The 19447-nt window shown below is 73.1% G+C and carries 17 protein-coding genes; 3 read left to right on the top strand and 14 right to left on the bottom strand.

Features of this window, described 5'->3' with window-relative positions:
• Nucleotides 1–26: 26 nt before the first annotated feature.
• Nucleotides 27–203 (bottom strand): hypothetical protein, encoded by a 177-nt coding sequence (locus ACF073_RS19165; RefSeq protein WP_392071422.1) that lies wholly within the window; start codon nt 201–203, stop codon nt 27–29.
• 605 nt (nt 204–808) lie between these two features.
• Here ACF073_RS19165 and ACF073_RS19160 point away from each other — a divergent pair.
• Nucleotides 809–2236, top strand: coding sequence for a serine/threonine-protein kinase (locus ACF073_RS19160; protein ID WP_392071420.1), 1428 nt, complete (start codon nt 809–811; stop codon nt 2234–2236).
• A gap of 122 nt (nt 2237–2358) precedes the next feature.
• On the opposite strand, the gene ACF073_RS19155 is transcribed toward ACF073_RS19160, so the two are convergent.
• The 10 genes from ACF073_RS19155 to ACF073_RS19110 all read right to left on the bottom strand — a co-directional run bounded on the left by ACF073_RS19155 (nt 2359) and on the right by ACF073_RS19110 (nt 15991).
• On the bottom strand, nt 2359–3177 hold the full coding sequence (locus ACF073_RS19155; protein WP_392071418.1) for a TrmH family RNA methyltransferase: 819 nt from the start codon (nt 3175–3177) through the stop codon (nt 2359–2361).
• 88 nt (nt 3178–3265) lie between these two features.
• Nucleotides 3266–4498, bottom strand: coding sequence for a uroporphyrinogen-III C-methyltransferase (gene cobA, locus ACF073_RS19150; protein WP_392071416.1), 1233 nt, complete (start codon nt 4496–4498; stop codon nt 3266–3268).
• A 141-nt stretch (nt 4499–4639) separates the two neighbouring features.
• On the bottom strand, nt 4640–8899 hold the full coding sequence (cobT, locus tag ACF073_RS19145; RefSeq protein ID WP_392071414.1) for a nicotinate-nucleotide--dimethylbenzimidazole phosphoribosyltransferase: 4260 nt from the start codon (nt 8897–8899) through the stop codon (nt 4640–4642).
• A 391-nt stretch (nt 8900–9290) separates the two neighbouring features.
• On the bottom strand, nt 9291–10520 hold the full coding sequence (gene cbiE, locus ACF073_RS19140; RefSeq protein ID WP_392071412.1) for a precorrin-6y C5,15-methyltransferase (decarboxylating) subunit CbiE: 1230 nt from the start codon (nt 10518–10520) through the stop codon (nt 9291–9293).
• Nucleotides 10521–10611: 91 nt separating this feature from the next.
• Nucleotides 10612–11250: a GNAT family N-acetyltransferase gene (locus tag ACF073_RS19135; protein WP_392071410.1), complete on the bottom strand. Its 639-nt coding sequence runs from the start codon at nt 11248–11250 to the stop codon at nt 10612–10614.
• 161 nt (nt 11251–11411) lie between these two features.
• The gene (locus ACF073_RS19130) at nt 11412–12233 is read right to left on the bottom strand and encodes a MetQ/NlpA family ABC transporter substrate-binding protein (protein WP_392071408.1); all 822 of its coding nucleotides are present in this window, start codon (nt 12231–12233) and stop codon (nt 11412–11414) included.
• Between the two features lie 21 nt (nt 12234–12254).
• Nucleotides 12255–13085 (bottom strand): MetQ/NlpA family ABC transporter substrate-binding protein, encoded by an 831-nt coding sequence (locus ACF073_RS19125; protein WP_392071406.1) that lies wholly within the window; start codon nt 13083–13085, stop codon nt 12255–12257.
• 67 nt (nt 13086–13152) lie between these two features.
• Nucleotides 13153–13896, bottom strand: a complete 744-nt coding sequence (locus tag ACF073_RS19120; RefSeq protein ID WP_392071404.1) for a methionine ABC transporter permease — start codon at nt 13894–13896, stop codon at nt 13153–13155.
• Nucleotides 13893–14945, bottom strand: coding sequence for a methionine ABC transporter ATP-binding protein (locus tag ACF073_RS19115; RefSeq protein WP_392071402.1), 1053 nt, complete (start codon nt 14943–14945; stop codon nt 13893–13895). Before ACF073_RS19115 ends, ACF073_RS19120 begins: the two co-directional genes overlap by 4 nt.
• A gap of 395 nt (nt 14946–15340) precedes the next feature.
• Complete coding sequence (locus ACF073_RS19110) at nt 15341–15991, bottom strand: HAD family hydrolase (protein WP_392071400.1); 651 nt, start codon at nt 15989–15991, stop codon at nt 15341–15343.
• A gap of 69 nt (nt 15992–16060) precedes the next feature.
• Here ACF073_RS19110 and ACF073_RS19105 point away from each other — a divergent pair, with 69 nt between their 5' ends.
• Both ACF073_RS19105 and ACF073_RS19100 read left to right on the top strand, forming a co-directional pair.
• A complete protein-coding gene (locus tag ACF073_RS19105; protein ID WP_392071399.1) occupies nt 16061–16420 on the top strand; it encodes a hypothetical protein in 360 nt (119 codons plus the stop codon).
• Nucleotide 16421: 1 nt separating this feature from the next.
• Nucleotides 16422–16841 carry a hypothetical protein gene (locus ACF073_RS19100; RefSeq protein WP_392071397.1) on the top strand — a complete coding sequence of 140 codons (420 nt, stop codon included), beginning with the start codon at nt 16422–16424 and terminating at the stop codon, nt 16839–16841.
• 69 nt (nt 16842–16910) lie between these two features.
• Here the strand turns inward: ACF073_RS19100 and ACF073_RS19095 are convergent, their stop codons facing one another.
• The 3 genes from ACF073_RS19095 to ACF073_RS19085 form a co-directional block, all read right to left on the bottom strand.
• Complete coding sequence (locus ACF073_RS19095) at nt 16911–17408, bottom strand: GNAT family N-acetyltransferase (protein WP_392071749.1); 498 nt, start codon at nt 17406–17408, stop codon at nt 16911–16913.
• A gap of 45 nt (nt 17409–17453) precedes the next feature.
• On the bottom strand, nt 17454–17960 hold the full coding sequence (locus ACF073_RS19090) for a sigma-70 family RNA polymerase sigma factor (protein WP_392071396.1): 507 nt from the start codon (nt 17958–17960) through the stop codon (nt 17454–17456).
• A gap of 92 nt (nt 17961–18052) precedes the next feature.
• The gene (locus ACF073_RS19085) at nt 18053–19228 is read right to left on the bottom strand and encodes a glycerophosphodiester phosphodiesterase (RefSeq protein ID WP_392071395.1); all 1176 of its coding nucleotides are present in this window, start codon (nt 19226–19228) and stop codon (nt 18053–18055) included.
• Nucleotides 19229–19447 lie beyond the last annotated feature (219 nt).

Raw genomic sequence — 19447 nt, 5'->3', positions numbered from 1 at the left:
CGCTCTTCCGGGCCTGGGGTCGCCGCTCAGCGCCCCAGCATCGCACCCACGGACGACGCCTGTGTGGCCACCGTCTCCCAGCCATCGAAGACGACGAGGAGCAGGGCCGCCAGGGGAAGGGCCATGAGCGTCGCCACCAAGGGGTGGCGGCGGCCCGTGCGGCGGGGTGCGAACGTGGTGCGTCGCGGTGCCGTGTAGGCCATGGTCCCTCTCCTGACCGTTTCGGTTGTCATCTGCAGCGGCGGGTGTCTGACCTCGGGGGACGAGTGCTGCCACCCGCCGCTTGACCTCAAATCTAGGGGCGCGGGTTCCGGCGGGCGTCATGCCCTCGTACCGATTGCCGGGCCTCCCGGAGGATGAGCCATGACCTGCGGAGTACTCCCCTGGGTGGAGACGGCGGTGCGGGTCTCGGGGTCATCCCGGAGAGGGCCGTCCGCTCTGTCCGCTGTTTTCCGAAGCGTCCCGCGCCACGCGAGGGGTGACTTCGATCACTTCGGGTGGGGTCGGGAGGGTAGCGGGGGGTTGCGTGCGATCCGGGGCGCGGGCCCGGCAGCGGGCCGTGGGCGGGAGGTGGACGGCGGGGGGCCGGTGGTGCGCCTCGCACCCTCGGGTGAGGCCAACCTCCCTGCCGTGCAAGGCGGTTGATACTCACCGCAGCCTGAAGTTGCCCTGCCGTACGGCTTCCTGACCGCTTTTCACCTCCCCCGGACGGCCCACACAATCCGTCCGGCCGAGAGGGCGCGGCCTATGAGCGCATGCGGCCGTGGAAACGTAAGCTGTGCCACGTCACAGGGACCGGGCAGCGGGGATGAACATGGCGATGATGCGCCTGAGGCGCGAGGACCCGCGTGTCGTCGGCTCGTTCAGGCTTCACCGACGGCTCGGCGCGGGCGGGATGGGCGTGGTCTACCTCGGCTCCGACAAGAAGGGCCAGCGGGTCGCGCTGAAGGTGATCCGGCCCGACCTGGCGGAGGATCAGGAGTTCCGGTCCCGCTTCGCACGCGAGGTGTCCGCGGCCCGCCGTATCCGCGGCGGCTGTACGGCCCGGCTGGTCGCAGCCGACCTGGAGGCCGAGCGGCCCTGGTTCGCCACCCAGTACGTGCCCGGCCCCTCCCTGCACGACAAGGTCGCCGACGAGGGTGCTCTCACCGCGGCGGACACGGCGGCGATCGGCGCCGCCCTGTCCGAGGGCCTGGTCGCCGTGCACGAGGCCGGTGTCGTCCACCGGGACCTGAAGCCCTCCAACATCCTGCTGTCCCCCAAGGGGCCGCGGATCATCGACTTCGGCATCGCCTGGGCCACCGGCGCCTCCACGCTCACCCATGTCGGCACCGCGGTCGGCTCCCCCGGCTTCCTCGCCCCCGAGCAGGTGCGCGGCGCCGCGGTCACCCCCGCCACCGACGTCTTCTCCCTGGGCGCGACCCTGGCGTACACCTCGACCGGCGACTCCCCGTTCGGGCACGGCAGCTCCGAGGTGATGCTGTACCGGGTGGTGCACGAGGAGGCGCAGCTGTACGGCGTCCCGGACGCGCTGGCCCCGCTGATCCGGGCCTGTCTGGCGAAGGACCCCGACGAGCGGCCCACCACCCTGCAGCTGTCGCTGCGGCTGAAGGAGATCGCCGCCCGGGAGGCACAGGGCCTGGACGGCGGACGGCCGCCCGCGCCGCGCGCCGCCGAGGCGGACCGGCCCACCGGACGGCTCGCCGACACCTATCCCGAGCAGCAGCGCACCCAGCGGCGTACCGCCTCCGGTACGCCGCTGCCGCGCGGGGGCACCCCGGCGCGCGGCGGCGCGTCCCCGAGGGGCGGGGGCTCCGCACACGGTGACGTGCCGTCCCGAGGCGGTGCGGCCTCGCGCGGCGGCAGCGGTGCCCGCGGCGCCGGGCGGCCGGGTACGGCGCGTCCCACCCCGCCGCCGCGCGGCGGCGGTCCGCGCTCCGGCGGCGGGCGTCCGGCGCGGGGCGGGGCCGGGCGGCCGGGGCGGCGCCCCGCGGGTACCGGCCGGCGGCCGGCCAATCCGCGGCTGCTGCGGCAGCGGCTGACCGTGTTCGTGGTGGTGACGCTGCTGGTGGCGCTCGGTATCGCGCTGGCCCAGGGCTGCCAGGGCCCGGCGCGCGGGCTCGGCGACAACGGCGACGACCAGCGGAACGTGCAGCCCGGCTACCTGCCGTCGAGCAGCGCCACCCTCATGCCGGGCGGGCACAGGTCGTCGATGAGCCGCGACGCCGGGAACTGAGCGCGACCCCGAGCGGGTGGGCCGGCCGACAGGCCCCGCCAGACCGAAGCCCCGCCGGATCAGGGCCCGCCGGGTCAGGACTCCAGCAGGTCAGGACTCCAGCAGGTCAGAGATTCGGCAGATCAGAGATTCGGGCGGCCCGTCGCCACCGCGTAGAACGCCACCGCCGCCGCCGCGCCCACGTTGAGCGAGTCGACGCCGTGGGACATCGGGATGCGGACCCATTCGTCGGCCGCGACCAGCGCCTGCGTGGACAGCCCGTCGCCCTCGGCACCCAGCATGAGCGCCACCCTGTCCATCCGGTGCGGGGCGGCCTCGTCCAGGCTGCGGGCCTTCTCGTCCGGGGTGAGCGCGAGCAGGGTGAAGCCCGCCTCGCGCACCGACTCCAGGCTCTTGGGCCAGGTCTCCAGCCGCGCGTACGGCACCGAGAACACCGCTCCCATGGAGACCTTGACGCTACGCCGGTACAGCGGGTCGGCGCAGTCGGGCGACAGCAGCACCGCGTCCATGCCGAGGGCCGCCGCCGAGCGGAAGATCGCGCCGATGTTGGTGTGGTCGTTCACGGACTCCATGACGACCACCCGGCGGGCGGTGCGGAGCAGCTCGCCGGCCGTGGGCAGCGGCTTGCGCTGCATGGAGGCGAGGGCGCCGCGGTGCACGTGGTAGCCGGTGACCCGTTCGGCGAGGTCCGGGCTGACGGCGTAGACCGGGGCCGGCAGCTCGTCGATGACGTCGCGCATGACGTCGACCCACTTCGCCGAGAGCAGCATCGACCGCATCTCGTAGCCGGCTTCCTTGGCCCGGCGGATGACCTTTTCGCCCTCGGCGATGAACAGGCCCTCGGCGGGCTCGCGCTTGCGCCGCAGTTCGACGTCGGTCAGGCCGGTGTAGTCGGAGAGACGGGGGTCGTCGGGATCCTCGACGGTGATGAGATCGGCCACAGGGTGATACTGCCTTGTCCTGGGTGTGCTGCCAACGGCTGGGAAGGGGTGCGTTACCCCAGGTTACGCGTGATGCGAGCGGCCGTGATCACACGGCGGGCTCCGGGCCGACGCGCACGACCTCGCCGATGACGATGACCGCCGGGGGCTTCACGTCCTCGGCCCGTACCTTCTCGGCGACCGTGGCCAAAGTGGCGTCCACCCGGCGCTGGGCGGCCGTCGTCCCCTCCTGGATCAGGGCGACCGGGGTCTGCGGGGACTTGCCGTGCGCGACGAGCGCCTCGGCGATCTTCCCGATCTTGTCGACGCCCATAAGGATCACCAGCGTGCCGGTGAGCTTCGCCAGCGCGGGCCAGTCCACGAGGGAGCGGTCGTCGTCCGGGGCGACATGCCCGCTGACCACGGTGAACTCATGGGCGACCCCGCGGTGCGTGACCGGGATGCCGGCCGCGCCCGGCACCGAGATCGAGCTGGAGATGCCCGGGACCACCGTGCACGGGATGCCGGCCTCGGCGAGCGCCTGCACCTCCTCCATGCCCCGGCCGAAGACGTACGGGTCGCCGCCCTTGAGCCGGACGACCGCCTTGCCCTGCCTGGCGTGCTCGATGAGCGCGTTGTTGATGGCCTCCTGGGCCATGAAGCGGCCGTAGGGGATCTTGGCCGCGTCGATCACCTCGACGTGCGGCGGGAGTTCGGCGAGCAGGTCGCGCGGGCCGAGCCGGTCGGCGATGACGACGTCAGCGGCGGCGAGCAGCCGCCGGCCGCGGACCGTGATCAGGTCGGGGTCGCCGGGGCCGCCGCCGACCAAGGCCACGCCGGTCGTACGGGCGCGGCGGTGCGGGGCGACGAGGGTGCCGTCGCGCAGGCCCTCGACGACCGCGTCCCGGATGGCGGCGGTGTGCCGGGGGTCGCGGCCGCGCGCGTGGGTGGTGAGCACGGCGACCGTGACGCCCTCGCTGTGACCGGTGGCCGGCGTCCACGCCGTCGCCGCTTCGGCGTCGTCGGAGCGGACGCACCAGACGCGGTGCCGCTCCCCCTCGGCGGAGGCCCGTGCGTTGGCCTCGGGGTCGCTGGTGGCGATGAGGGCGTACCAGGCGCCGGTGAGGTCGCCGTCCTCGTATCCGCGCCTCGCCCAGGTGATCTCGCCCGCGTCCGCCATCGCCTCGACCGAGGGGGTCGCCCCGGGGGACACGAGGAGGATGTCCGCGCCCGCCGCGATCAGTGCCGGCAGACGGCGCTGGGCGACCTGGCCGCCGCCGAGAACGACCACGCGGCGGCCGGCGAGGCGGAGGCCTACGGGGTAGGCGGGGTGTTCGGCCATGAGGGGCGGCTCCTCGGACAGCTGTGCGGTGGGCGCGCTACGACTTCGGAGCAGCCCTGACGTGCGGATTTTAAGGTGTGGGCAGGGCGGACCGCACGGGCGGTCCGGCAGTCGGGCACCGGACCGCCCCTGGGGTGGTGCCTACTTCTCGGTGACGCCCGCCGAGTCGAACGTCGCCACCTCGTGCATCGCCCGGGCCGTGCTCTGCACGAGCGGGAGTGCCAGCAGCGCCCCGGTGCCCTCGCCCAGGCGCAGGTCGAGGTCGACCAGCGGGCGCAGGCCCAGCTTGTTGAGGGCTGCCACATGGCCGGGCTCGGCGCTGCGGTGGCCGGCGATGCAGGCCGCGAGGACCTCCGGGGCGATGGCGCGGGCGACGAGGGCCGCGGCGCCGGCGCTGACGCCGTCCAGGATGACCGGCGTCCGCAGCGAGGCGCCGCCGAGCAGCAGGCCGACCATGGCCGCGTGCTCGAAGCCGCCGATGGCCGCGAGGACACCGATCGGGTCGGCCGGGTCCGGCTGGTGGAGTTCCAGGGCGCGGCGGACCACCTCGGTCTTGCGGGCCAGCGTCTCGTCGTTGATGCCGGTGCCGCGGCCGGTGACCTCGGCCGGGTCGGCGCCGGTGAAGACGGAGATCAGCGCGGCGGAGGCGGTGGTGTTGGCGATGCCCATCTCACCGGTGAGCAGCGCCTTGTTGCCGGCGGCCACCAGGTCCCGGGCGGTCTCGATGCCGACCTCGATGGCCGCCTTGGCCTCCTCGCGGGTCATGGCGGCGCCGGTGGTCATGTCGGACGTGCCACCGCGGATCTTGCGGGGCAGCAGGCCCGGGGTGGCCGGCAGGTCGGTGGCGACCCCCACGTCCACGACGCAGACCTCGGCGCCGACCTGGGTGGCGAAGGCGTTGCAGACGGCTCCCCCGCCGAGGAAGTTGGCCACCATCTGGGCGGTGACCTCCTGCGGCCAGGGGGTGACGCCCTGGGCGTGCACGCCGTGGTCGCCGGCGAAGATCGCGACGGCGGCGGGCTCCGGGATCGGCGGCGGGCACTGCCGGGACAGCCCGGACAGCTGCGCGGAGATGATCTCCAGCATGCCGAGCGCGCCGGCCGGCTTGGTCATGCGCTTCTGGCGCTCCCATGCCTCACCGAGCGCCTTCGCGTCGAGGGGGCGGATCTGTGCGACGGTCTCGGCGAGCAGGTCGTGGGGTTCCTCTCCGGGCAGGGCACGGCGGCCGTACGTCTCCTCGTGCACCACCCAGGACAGGGGGCGCCTCTTGGACCAGCCGGCCTGCATCAGCTCGGGCTCGTCCGGGAACTCGTCGACGTACCCGACACACAGGTAGGCGACGACCTCCAGGTGCTCGGGCAGGCCGAGCGTGCGGACCATCTCCCGCTCGTCGAAGAAGCTGACCCAGCCGACGCCGAGGCCTTCGGCGCGGGCGGCGAGCCAGAGGTTCTCCACCGCGAGCGCCGAGGAGTAGGGCGCCATCTGCGGCTGGGTGTGACGGCCGAGCGTGTGCCGGCCGCCGCGGGTGGGGTCCGCGGTGACGACGATGTTGACCGGGGTGTCGAGGATGGCCTCGATCTTCAGTTCCTTGAACTGCTTCGCCCGGCCCTTCGGCAGCGATTTGGCGTAGGCCTCGCGCTGCCGCATCGCCAGTTCGTGCATCGTCCGCCGGGTCTCGGCGGATCTGATGACGACGAAGTCCCAGGGCTGCGAGTGGCCCACGGAGGGCGCGGTGTGCGCCGCCTCCAGGACCCGGAGCAGCACCTCGTGCGGGATGGGGTCGCTCCGGAAGCCGTTGCGGATGTCGCGGCGCTCGCGCATCACCTTCAGGACGGCCTCGCGCTCGGCGTCGGCGTATCCGGGTGCGGCCGGGCCGGTGGACTGTCGTGCTTCCGCCACGGCGGCCGTGCTCTCTTCCTGGTCGGCGGCCCTGGTCCGCAGGTCCTCCGCGTGCTGTACGACCTCGGGGTCGTGCTCCGTCTCCGCCACCGCGGGTACGCCGGCCGACTCGCCCTCGCGCGGGGCGGGCACCGTGGCCACGGGGGTGGGGGCGGGCTCGGGTGCGGGTTCGGGTGCGGCCACCGGTTCAGCCACCTGTTCGGCCACCGGCTCGGTCGGCTGCTCCTGCGGGTTCTGCGGGCCCTGCGGGTTCTGGGTGCCCTGCGGGTCCTGCGGGTCCTGTGGGTTCTGCGGGTCCTGCGGGTTCTGGGCGTTCTCGGCCGGGGCGCCGTCCGTGGGCACGACGCCCATGGGCAGGACGAGGGGCTGCGGCGGGGTGGGCGCCAGATGCGGGGTGGTGGGCACCTGGCCTTCCACCGGCACGAACTGCCCGAGCGTCTGCTCCGGGTGCGACTCGACCGGGAGGCCGGGCGGCAGGGACTGCTCCGGGGACTGCGGCTGAGGGGTCACGCCGGACTCCGGTACGACGGCCTCCTGGGCCTGCGGCTGCGGCTGCGCCTGCGGCACTGCGGGGGCGACGGGCTCGGCCGGGACGCCGGGGACGGGCGCGGCGGTCTCGGCGATCTGCGGACCCTGCACCTGGAGCACGGGCGGCACGACCGGTTCGGACGCCACGGCCGGCCCGGACACCTCCACGGCTTCGGCGCCGTCCCCGGCGGCCGGGGCGGGCTCGGCGTCCTGGGACGCAGCGGCGGCGACGGCCGGCTCGGCGACCTGAGCCATCTCGACCTGGGGGGCTTCGACCTGGGGGGCCGCCGGGGGCTGCTCGACCTGCGGGGCGAGGGGCTCGGCGGCGGACGCGGCGGTCGGGTCCGCGGCGTCGGCCGGGGCCTCGACGGCAGCGGGCTCGGCGGCAGCGGGCTCGGCGGCCTGGGGCACGTCCTGGACGGCAACCGCTTCGGCGAGCACGGCGGCTCCCTGGGCGGTCACGATCGGGTCAGGGGCCGCGACGGGAGGCTGCGTCTGAGCGGGGTCGACGAGCTGCGGCGCCTCGGCGGGCTGCACGGCGGCCTCGGGCTGTACGGCTTCGGGCTGCACGGCCTCGACCGGCTCGACCGGCGCCGTCTCCGCCGTCGGCTGAGCGGCCGGAGCCACCCCCGCGGTCGCTGCGACGACCGTCTCCACGGCAACCGGTTCTACGGCCACCGTCCCAGCCGCCGTCACGTCGGCCTCCGCCGTACCCACGACGCCCGCGGCCTCCGGAACCGGCACGGCCGGCGCGACCGGCGCCGTCTCCGGGCCGTCCTGCGCCGGACCGGACGCGTCCGTCACACCCTGCTCCGGTGTTCCGTCCGGCAGCACCTCGGCGGGCTCCCCGCCCTCGGCAACCGCCACGGGCTGCTCCACCGGGGCGGCCTCGGCCACAACGGCCTCGGCCACGACGGCCTCGTTCACAACGGCCTCAGTCACAGCGACACCGTCGGCGACCGCCCCTCCGTCACCGGCGACGGGCTCCGGCGCGGCCACGTCGGCCACCGCCTCCTGCGCGCCGTCGGCGGTCGGGACGCCCTCCGCACCGGGCCCCGGCGGAACCTGGACGCCATCCGCGATCGCGTCGCCCGGCGCCACCGGCGCCTGACCACCCTCGGCAGCCGGCGCCACCGGCACCTGGCCGCCCTCAGGGCCCTGCGTCGCCTGGGCCGGAGCGTCCTCGGCGCCCGGCGCCGGCGGTGCGGTGTACACCCCGTCGTGGCCGTGCAGCGGCTGCACGCCGTCATGGCCGTGCACGACGTGCGGCTGACCGGTGTCGTCGGCCGTGCCCTGGGCCGCCGCCTGGTGGGCGAGGCGGGCCATCGCCGCCTGCGCGGCGTCGGCCGGCTCCGCGGGAACGGGCTCGGGCGCGGGCGCGGTCACCGGCGGACTAACCGTTTCGGCAGCCGGTGCCTGGGCGGCGACCTGTGCCGGGGCGGCACCCCAGGGGGCGGCGCTCTGCGGGGTCATCTCGCGCAGCGGCTGGGCGTCGAGGTACTCGGGACCGGCGGCCGGCGCTCCGGGCTGGCGCACCGGCGCTCCCGCCGGGCCGCGGTCGGCGAGCGAGCGGACCGGGCTCGCGGACGTGTCGGGGATCGGCGGGCCGAGGTGCAGCGGACGGCGCTGGGCCTGCGCTGCGGCCGCCGGATCGTGCGGCGCGGAGAGGATGGGCGACGGCGGGACCGACGCCGGGCCCGGCAGCCGGACACCGCTGAGGTCGACCGAGCCGCTGTCCCGGCCGGACGTCTCGTGCGGACCCGGCTCGTGGACGGTCTCCACCACCGGTTCCGGAGCGGGCGGCGGCACCTCGTTGCCCCACGCGCCCTGGGCGCCCGGCAGCAGCAGGTCCTCGTCCTCGGCGGGCGCCTCGGAGAGATAGGTGTACGCACCGTGTGCGGGAACGCCCGGCTGATCCACCATGCCTGCGCTCTCCGGCTGCCCCTCGCCCGGGACCTGGCCGGTGTCGGTCATGCGTACCCCTCGCCCATCGGTTTAGTGCTCCTACGACCAGCTCACCCGGAACGGCGCACCGACCGCCCCGCTGTGAAGAACGAGCGTCCGTGCCCAGCGGCACGAACGACCCGCCGGAAAAGGCGACAAAGCCATTCAGTGGCATTGTCCCGGTCGTTCCGCCGTCGCGACAGCATGATCCGCGACAGGCCGCTGTGGACTGCGCCACGTTGCGCGTCCTCCGGTCCGCGGTACCACACCCACCCCAAAACGGGCGTGCGTTCCGGACATTGGCGAACGAAGTTCGGGCCACCGGTGCGGTACAACGATCGGCCAGCCTACCGCGCGCAGTACGACAACAGGATCACGGGGCGCGATCCGGCAGGGCCGCCCGCGGCTCGGCCGCCGCCCCTCAGCGAGACGCTTCGCGCCGCACCAGTTCTCCGCTGAGCAGGAATACGACGCTCCGCTCGGTCTCGGTCCAGGCCCGCGTGTCGAGTTCGACGGACTGGAGCAGGGCGCACTCGACCCGGTAGCCGTGCTCGGTCAGGTCGCGGCCGACGCGTTCGGCGGCGTCCCGGGTCGCGGCGTGCGTGACGATGCGCTGCGGGCGGCGGTCGGCGACCGCCGAGACGACGGCCGGTCCCCCGCCGCCGACCCGTACGACGTCCGGTTCGGGCAGGTTCTCCAGGATGTGCGGGGCGTCGCCGTGGACGATCTGGAGCTGGACGCCGAACCGGCGCGCGGCCCCGTCGGTGCGGGCGCAGGCGGCCGGGTCACGGTCGACGGCGATGACGGCCGCACCGGCCCGCGCCGCCTCGGTGGCGAACGCGCCGGAGCCGCAGCCGATGTCCCACACGAGGTCGCCGACCCGGGGCCCGAGGCGGGCGAGTTGGGCGGCGCGCAGCAGTTCCGTCTCGCCCTCGCCGAGACCGCCGCCGTGTCCGCCGCCGTAGCTCTCGTCGGGCTGCACCCAGCCGCGCGGGCCGGTGCCCGGGTCGCGCCCGGCGATCCAGCCGCTGTCCTCCGCCGCGCCGGCCGGTCCGCCGATGACGATGACGACGTTGGGGTCGCGCCAGGAGTGGTCGGCGGCCTTGTCGGAGGTGACGACGGAGACCTGCTCGTGCGCGGTGCCCAGTTCCTCGCAGACGACGAAGGTGCGGTGGACGCCCTCCAGCAGCAGACCGAGTTCGGCGGGGCCCGCGCCCGGTGCGGTGAGGACGGCGACCTTGGTGTGGGCGCGGCAGACGTTCACGGCCCGGCGCAGGGTGCGCCGGTGGGCGACGACGACCTGGGCGTCGTCCCAGGGCATGCCGGCGCGGGCGAAGGCGGCGGCCACCGCGGAGACGGCGGGGACGACCTCGACCTCCAGGCCGAACTCGGGAGCGCGCAGGGTCCGTACGACGCCGAAGAAGCCGGGGTCGCCGTCGGCGAACACGACCGCGGTGCCGCGGTGGGCGGCGATTCGGCGGGCGGCCAGGGCGACGCTGCCGAGGCGGATGCGCTCGGCCGCGGGCGTGACCTCGGGGAGCGCCAGGTGGTGGGGGGCGCCGGCCACGAGCGTGGCGGCGCCGAGGGCGGAGCGTGCCGCGGCGGTCAGCGGCGAGCCGTCCCAGCCGATCACCGTGACCCGGTCGGCCATCGTCGTCAGTCTCCAGTGGTTCTGCGCAGGTGTTCGGGAGAGGGGCGCCCTGGGCGGGCTCCGTGAGAGTACCTGGTGGAGACCCGGGGGCTCAGTTCCAGTCCGCGTACGACGTGAAACCGCCCGTGTCGGCCAGCTGCTCGCCGACGCCGGCGAGGTCCTCGGGGAGCAGGCTCCAGACGATGACGTCCGTGCGTACCTCGGTCCAGGCCCCGTCCCCGGTCCTGGCGCGGGCTATCCAGGCGTTGCGCAGGACGCCCTCGCTGATGCAGCCGATCTTCTGGGCCACCTGCTGGGAGGCGGTGTTGTCGGCTGCGGTGCGCAGTTCGAGCCGCTCGAACTCCTGGTCGTGGAAGAGCCACTGGGCGGTGGCGAGGGCCGCTTCGGAGGCATAGCCCTCGCCGCGGGCCCAGGGGGCGATGACGTAGGCGAGCTCGCTGGAGCGGACGCGCCAGTCCGTGTTCCTCAGGTGCACGATGCCGACGAGCCGCTGGGTGAGGAACTCGGTGACGGCGAGGACGATGCCGCGGCCCCCGGTGCGTTCCTCGGGGGCGAGCCGGGTGATCCACCGGGTGGCCTCGGCCTCGGTGTAGGGGTGGGGCGTGGTGGTCCAGGCGACGACCTGCTCGTCGTTCATCATGTCGGCCAGGGCGGGCACGTCGTCCTCGTCGAGGGGACGCAGCACCAACCGCTCCGTGCTGATGGAGATGTTGGGGAAGGTGCTCGTCATGCGCCGCTCCGTAACCTTCGGAAGTTCCTCGAAAGACCGTCAGGACCGTCAGGCCTGCTGAACTGCCCAGCATGCAGCATGAAACCACTGAACCGCACGACGGGGCCCACTCCGGGTGAGGGAGTGGACCCCGTGCGTCGCGAAACGCCGTGTGCGTGCCGTCAGCCGCCGGTCGCCGGCAGGACGGACCCGTGGTACTTGTCCTGGATGAACGTGCGCACCTCGGGTGAGACGAGCAGTTCGGCGAGCTTCTTCACCCGTGGGTCGTCCTCGGTGCCGCGCTTGACGGCGAGGAGGTTGGCGTAGGGGTTGTTCTTCGCCGACTCCAGGAGGATCGCGTCCTTGGTGGGGCTGAGGCCCGCGTCCTGGGCGTAGTTGTTGTTTATGACCGCGGCGGCCACGTCGTCGAGCGAGCGGGGCAGCTGGGCGGCCTCCAGTTCCTTGAACTTCAGGTGCCTGGGGTTGGCCGTGACGTCCGCGGGGGACGCGGTCGGGCCGGCGTCCGCCTTCAGCTCGATGACACCGCCTGCGGCCAGCAGCTTGAGGGCGCGGCCCTCGTTGGTGGTGTCGCCCGGCACCGCGACGGTGGCTCCGTCGGGCAGCCCGGTGACCTTGCGGACCTTCTTGGAGTAGACGCCCATGGGCGGCAGGTAGGGCTTCACGACCGAGACCAGGTCGGTGCCCTTGGACTTGTTGAAGTCGTCCAGGTAGGGCTGGTTCTGGTAGAGGTTCGCGTCCAGCTCGCCCTCCTGGAGGGCGGTGTTCGGCAGGACGTAGTCCGTGAACTCCTTGATCTCCAGCTTCAGGCCGGCCTTGGCGGCGAGGTGGTCCCTGACATAGGTGAGCACCTCGCCGGCCGGGACGGCGGTGGCGCCGACGACGAGCGCGTCGTCCTTGCCACCGCCCTTGCCGGAGTCCGTGCCGGTGCCGCAGGCGGTCAGCCCGAGGGCCAGGGCCGCCACGGCGACGACGGACTTGCGCATGGGTTCAGTCCCCTTCGCGGCTCAGAAGGACGGGATGACCGAGCCCTGGTACTTGTCCTCGATGAACTTCTTGACCTCGGGCGAGGTGAGGAGCTTGGCGAGCTTCTTCACCCGCGGGTCCTTCTCCTCGCCCTTCTTCACGGCGAGGAAGTTGCCGTAGGGGTTGTTCTTCGGGGACTCCAGGACGAGGGCGTCCTTGGCCGGCTTCAGGCCCGAGGAGATGGCGTAGTTGCCGTTGACCACGGCCGCGTCCACGTCGTCGAGGGAGCGCGGGGTCTGGGCCGCCTCGACCTCCTTGAACTTGAGGTTCTTGGGGTTCTTGGCGATGTCCTGCGGGGTGGCCTCGTTGCCGACGCCGTCCTTGAGGGTGATCAGCCCGTTGGAGGCCAGCAGCTTCAGGGCGCGCGCCTCGTTGACGGCGTCGTTCGGGACGGCGACGGTCGCACCGCTCTTGAGGGCGTCGGCCTTCTTGACCTTGTGGGAGTACAGGCCGAGCGGCTCCAGGTGCACCGTGACGACGGGCACGATGTGGGTGCCGCGCTTCTTGTTGAAGTCGTCGAGGTACGGCTGGTTCTGGAAGTAGTTGGCGTTCACCGAGCCGTCCTCGGTCGCCGTGTTCGGCGTGATGTAGTCGGTGAACTCCTTGACCTCCAGGTCGAGGCCCGCCTTCTTCGCCAGCTTGTCCTTGACGAAGGTGAGGATCTCGGCGTGCGGGGTCGGGCTCGCGGCGACGACCAGCGGGCCGCTGCTGTCGGAGGAGTCGGAGTCCTTGCCGGAGCCGCAGGCGGTCAGCCCGAGGGTGAGGGCTCCGGTGGCGAGGACGGCGGTGGTGAGCTTGGCGGTGTTACGCACGAAAAGTGCCTTTCCTTAAGGGTGGTGCGACCCCGTATGCGGGTGAACGGGGGGCTCGGGGGGCGGATCAGCTCTTCTTGACGGCCTCGGTGGCGACCGTGCCGGGGAAGATCCCGCGCAGCGGGCGGAAGAGGAGCAGTCCGCCGGACCTGCCGCTGCGGCGGTGCAGCGAGCGGGCGGCGAAGTCGCCGACGACCTGGAGCAGGGAGATGACGACGGCCAGGATGGCCACGGTGATCCACATCATGCCGGTCTCGAAGCGCTGGTAGCCGTAGCGGACGGCCACGTCGCCGAGGCCGCCGGCGCCGACGGTGCCCGCCATGGCCGAGTAGCCGATGAGAGCGATGATCGTGGTGGTGGTGCCGGAGATCAGGGACGGGAGCGCTTCGGGGACGAGCACGCTCCGGACGACCTTCCAGGTGCTGCCGCCCATGGACTGCACCGCCTCGACGAGTCCGCCGTCGACCTCGCGGACGGACATCTCCACCAGGCGGGCGAAGAACGGGATGGCCCCGATGGCGAGCGGCACGATGGCGGCCTCACGGCCGATGGTGGTGCCGGTGATCCAGCGGGTGAAGGTCATCAGCGCGACCATGAGAATGATGAACGGCATCGAGCGGGCGACGTTCACGATCTGCCCGATGACCTTGTTCACCACGACGTTCTGCAGCAGCCCGCCCCGGTCCGTCAGGACGAGCAGGAGGCCGAGCGGGAGTCCGCCCACGACGGCGATGACCGTGGACCAGCCCACCATGTAGAGGGTGTCCCAACACGCCTGCTCCAGCAGGGGCTGCATCTCGGACCAGGTCACTTCGCACCATCCTTCACGAGCACGGGCTCCTGGCCCTCATGGCCCTCATGGCCGACGACGTCGATCTGCAGGCCCTGTTCGCGCAGGAAGCCGACCGGCACCACGTTGTCCTCGTAGCGGCCGGGCAGTTCGATGCGCATCCGGCCGACCTGGAGGCCGCCGACGGTGTCGATGGCCGCGCCGAGGATCGAGATGTCGATGTTGTAGGTGCGCGCGAGCTGCGAGATGACCGGCTGGGTCGCGCTCTCGCCGTGGAAGGTGACGTCGAGGACGGTCCGGTCGTCGCCGGTGCGCTCGCCGCTCACCGGGAACAGCGCGGCGGCCAGCTCGGAGCCCGGGGTGGCCAGCAGCTCGCTGACCGTGCCGGACTCCACGATCCGGCCCTTCTCCATGAGGGCGGCGGAGTCGCAGATCGACTTCACGACGTCCATCTCATGGGTGATGAGCAGGACGGTCAGGCCCAGCTGCCGGTTCAGGTCGCGCAGCAGCTGGAGGATGGAGCGGGTGGTCTCCGGGTCCAGGGCGCTGGTGGCCTCGTCGGAGAGCAGCACCTTGGGGTCGCCGGCGAGGGCGCGGGCGATGCCGACGCGCTGCTTCTGGCCGCCGGAGAGCTGGGCGGGGTAGGCCTTGGCCTTGTCGGCGAGGCCGACCAGGTCCAGCAGTTCGAGGGCCTTGAGGGAGCGTGCCCTGCCCGCCTGGCCGAGGATCTCCAGCGGCAGCTCGATGTTGTCCTGCACGGTCCGCGAGGACAGCAGGTTGAAGTGCTGGAAGACCATGCCCACCCGGCTGCGCGCCCGCCGCAGTTCCCTGCCCGCGCGCGGGCCGCGGCCGGCCAGGGCGGTGAGGTCCTGCCCGGCGACGGTCACGGTGCCGGAGGTGGGGCGCTCCAGCAGGTTGACGCAGCGGATGAGGGAGGACTTGCCGGCGCCGGACTGGCCGATGACGCCGTAGACCTCGCCTTCGCGGACATGGAGATCGACGCCGTCGAGGGCGGTGACCTCACGGCCGCGGGAGCGGTAGACCTTGGTCAGGCCCGAGGTGGTGATCACGTGGGTTTCCGTCACTGTCGAGTGCACGGGCGTGGGTGTGCCCGGGCACGAGCGTTTCGTGCGTTCGTTCAGGGACGCGGCACGGTTCTCGGGTGGCGGTGGAACCGGGAGAACGTCGTGTGCGCGCAGCGGCCTTGCGTCGCGTACGGCCGGACTCGGACGCCGGACGGGCCGCGACTCTCGCTTCGGGGCGCGAGGCTCTGCTGGTGCGGGGGCCCTCTAGAAGGCGCACATTCGACACGGACACATACAACGAGCACCGGGCGTGTGGGTCGCCTCGGTCGCAAGGGTGCGGCTGCTCGTCGTGGTCATGCGATCAGTAAACCAGACGGACGGTCCCGACCGGCCGCCGCTGTCCGCATGGTGGACAGCGGCGGACAGGGCCTGTCGCGCGGTCAGCCGCGGACGGCGATCTCCACTCCCCCGTCGGTGACCAGTGCCGACAAGGCCGACAGGTCCCTCACCACCAGGTCGGCCGTCAGCTCGGCCGCCGGGTGTGTTGTGGCCAACGCCACGGTGGTCATGCCGGCCGCGCGGGCCGACCGCAGTCCGGCCGGGGCGTCCTCGAAGACGACGCAGTGGGCGGGGTCCGCGCCGAGCTGCCGGGCGGCGAGCAGATAGGGCTCGGGGTCGGGCTTGCCGCGGGTCACGTCGTCGGCCGTGACCAGGGCCTTCGGGATGATCCCGGCGGCGCCGAGGCGGGCCTCGGCGAGCCGGCGGGTGGCGGAGGTGACCACGGCCCAGCGGTCGGCCGGCAGGGAGTCGAGGAACTCCCGGGTCCCGGGCAGCAGCCGCACCCCGCCGTTCGGCACGTCCTCGACCTCCAGCTGCTCGACCCGGGCCACCGCCTCCGGCACCACGGCGGCGGGCAGCAGGTCGGCGACTATCTCGGCGGCCGTCCGCCCGTGCAGCTCCACGCGCGCGAACTCCTCGGCGGTGATCCCGTACTCCCGGGCCCAGCGGGTCCAGCAGCGCTCGACCGAGTCGAGGGAGGAGACGAGGGTGCCGTCGTTGTCGAAGAGAAGGGCCTGTGCGTGGATCGTCATGCTCCCGACCCTACGGGGTACGGCGGGGGCGGCGGCCCCGGCCCATTTCCGCCGTAATAAGGTCACCGCATGCTCAATGCCCTGACCCTGGTGACCGGGGTCGCCGCGCTCCTGCTCGCCGCCTGGTGCGGCTGGGCCGCCTACCGCGACCAGCCGACGAAGGACTGGCACTTCATCGGCATGGCCGTGGTGTCGCTGCTGGCCGTCGTCCAGCTGGTGGTCGGGATCGTGCAGCTGGCCCGGGGCGAGAAGCCGGAGCAGGGTACGACGATCTTCGTGGCGTATCTGCTGGGCGCGTTCGCGTGCGTGCCGGCGACGGGCCTCATGTCGCTGGCGGAGCGGACCCGCTGGGGCTCGGTGACGGTCGCGGCCGGCGGCGTGGTGCTGGCCGTCCTCGAAGTACGGCTCTATGACATCTGGGGAGGCTGAGATGACGGCGGTGGAGGAGAAGCCGGCCCGGCTGATCAGCGGGCCGGGCATGCTGCTCGTCTGGTTCTACGGCGTGATGGTGGTCGGCGCGGTGTCGCGGTCGGCGTACGAGATCGCCACGGAGTTCGACCGGGCGCCGCTCGCGTACGCGCTGTCGGCGGTGGCCGGAGCGGTGTACGCGTTCATCACGTACACGCTGGTCCGCGGCGGGGAGACGGCTCGCCGGGCGGCGCTGGTGTGCTGCGCCGCCGAGCTGGCGGGCGTGCTCGTCGTCGGTACCTGGACCCTGGTCGAGCCGTCCGCCTTCCCGGACTCGACCGTGTGGTCCCAGTACGGGATGGGTTACGTCTTCATCCCGGTGCTGCTGCCGCTGTCCGCCATGTACTGGCTGCGCAAGGCGGCTGCCGGGCGCGGTGCCTGAGGAGCGGTCACGGGTGCGGCGGAACCGCGGGGGTGGCCGGGCCGCGCGCCCCTCGCGGGGCGCCGCGCCTCACGCCGTCTGGGCGTACTCCCCGGCCGCCTTCTCCAGGACGATCATCTCCACCCCGTCGGCGCCCTTGGCCCTGCCGACCGTCTGGTAGCCCACGCGCCGGTACAGCCGGAGGTTGCCCTCGCTGCGGTGGCCGGCGACCAGCCGGAACCGCTTGGCGCCGCGCTGCTCGGCGAGGGTCGTCTCGGCGGTGTGCAGCAGGCGCGCGCCGATGCCGTGGCCCTGCAGGCGGGGGTGGACGCAGAGCTTGCCGATGGCCGCGGCGCCGTCCTCGGTCACCTTGCCGCGCACCGAGCCGACGACCTCCTCGCCGAGCCTGGCGACGAAGACGCAGTCGGTGCCGACCTCTTGGCGGACGGAGTCCAGGGTCTGCACGAGCGGGTCGATGCGGTAGTTGCCGTACAGCGCCGCCTCGCTCTGAAAGCACAGGTACTGGAGCCTGAAGATCTGCTCCGCGTCCTGCTCGGTCGCCACCGAGATGGTCACGCTCATGCCCATGTGCGCATGCCTCCCGCTCACCTGATCACCTGTCGTCCCACACTCCTATCCCCGTGCTTCGCGGGCCGCAACCTCCGGCGCGAGCAAACGACGTAGACATCCCAGACATCTGGAGCGTTCCGGTCCAAGGCTGCCCTGTGAGATACCCAACTCCCCCGCGATCTCCCGGTATGTCAGGTCCTCCGGGGAGAGCAGCGCCTCCATCAGGCGGGGACAGCGGCCCGGCAGCCGGCGCACCGCGTCGCGCAGGGCGCGGTGCCGGGCGGCGGTCAGCGCGTGCTGCTCGGGCCCGGGGCGGCCGGCATCGGCCGGTTCGGCGCCGTAGGGCCGTTCATGGCGGAAGGTGCGGCGGTCGCGGCGGGCCTCGGCGCGAACGGCCTTGCGGAGCCAGCCGGGCGGGTCCGGCGGCGGCCCGTCGGTCTCCAGCCGCTCCAGCAGCCGGAGCCAGACGGCCTGCTCCAGGTCGCCCGGCTCGCCACCGGAGGCGGCGGCCTCGGCGGCGGCCTCGGCGGTGAGCAGGGGGCGCAGGGCGGCAACCAGATCGGGCGTCATGGGCGGAACGACGCGCCGCCCCGGCGGCGGGTTGCCGGGGCGGCGCACAGTCACCCCGAACGGGGTGCCGGAGGGGTGCGGAGTTGACGCCGTCAGCCCTTGAGGAAGTCGGCGCGGGCGAGCAGCCCGGTGTCGGCGTTGTCGGTGAAGACACCGTCGATACCGGTCGCGAAGTACGTCTTGAAGGCGCCGAAGGGGTCGCCGTAGGCGTCGGCCGCGCTGCCCTTGCGGTACTCGGCGGGCAGGAAGGGGTTCTCGTTGCGCATGGTGTACGGGTGCAGGATCAGGCCGACCCGGTGCGCGTCCGGGACCAGGGTGCTCGGCTTGCCCAGGGTGCCGTCCGCGTTCTTCGGAACGACCAGGTCGAGGGTCGGGCCGATGCCCTGGGCGTAGCCGGCGATCTCGCGCAGGCCCTTGGGCGTGATCAGGTCGGCGACCGTACGCGGGTCGTTCGCCTCGACGAAGTCGTAGGGGCGGCTGTCGGCCGAGGAGAGCAGCACCACGAGCGGGTTGTCGACCAGCCGGTTCAGCCGCTGGATGCTGCTGGGCTCGAAGGACTGGATGATGACCGGCGCGTTCCTGCTGTCCTTGCCGTACTTGCGCAGCAGCTTCGCCACCCGCTCCTCCAGACCGAGGCCCAGCTTGCGGAAGTAGGTGGGGTGCTTGGTCTCGGGGTAGATCCAGACCTGCCTGCCGCGCTTGCGGGTCTGCTCGTCCTGCCACTTCAGGACCTCTTCGAACGTGGGGATCTCCCAGCGCCCGTCGTAGAGGGTGTTGTGCGGACGGTTGGCGGGGATGCGCTCGACGGCGCGCAGCGTCTTCAGCTCGGCGAGCGTGAAGTCCTCGGTGAACCAGCCGGTGACGGGGACGCCGTCCAGGACCTTGGTGGTCCGGCGGCCGGCGAACTCGGGGTGGTCGGCGACGTTCGTGGTGCCGCCGATCTCCGGCTCGTGGCGGCAGACCAGGTGGCCGTCCTTGGTGGGGACGAGGTCGCCGGCCTCGACGATGTCGGCGCCGAGGTCGAGGGCCAGCTCGTAGGAGCCGAAGGTGTGCTCGGGGCGGTAGCCGCTGGCACCGCGGTGGCCGATGATCGTCGGCTTCGGCAGGCTCTTCAGCCCGCGTCCCGCGTGTGCGGCCGGCCGGGACTCGGCGGCACGGGCCGCGCCGGGCAGCCCGAGGACCGCTCCGCTCGCGCCGAGCACCGCGGCGCCGAGCAGCGCCCTCCGTCCCGTGGCCTGCGTCTGCCCGTTCGTCTGGTCGCTGTCCATGAGCGCCCCTCCTGCCGCCTTCGTTCGTGAGTGCGGGCCGATCGTAGGGGTGTGCGCATGACCGGCGGGAGGCCCCCGCTCGAACACCTGGGTGACGTCGCGTGTCACGTGGACGGCGCGAGGTGACGGACCGTCGGTCCGCTGTTTCGCGCGATGTCCGTCACATCGCCGCAAGACCGTTACGCGCCGTCCTCCCCGCGCCACCGCAGGTAAACCCGT

This window comes from Streptomyces sp. NPDC015171 (genome assembly GCF_043079545.1).
Lineage (GTDB): Bacteria > Actinomycetota > Actinomycetes > Streptomycetales > Streptomycetaceae > Streptomyces.
This window is presented reverse-complemented; position numbering and strand designations above follow the sequence as displayed.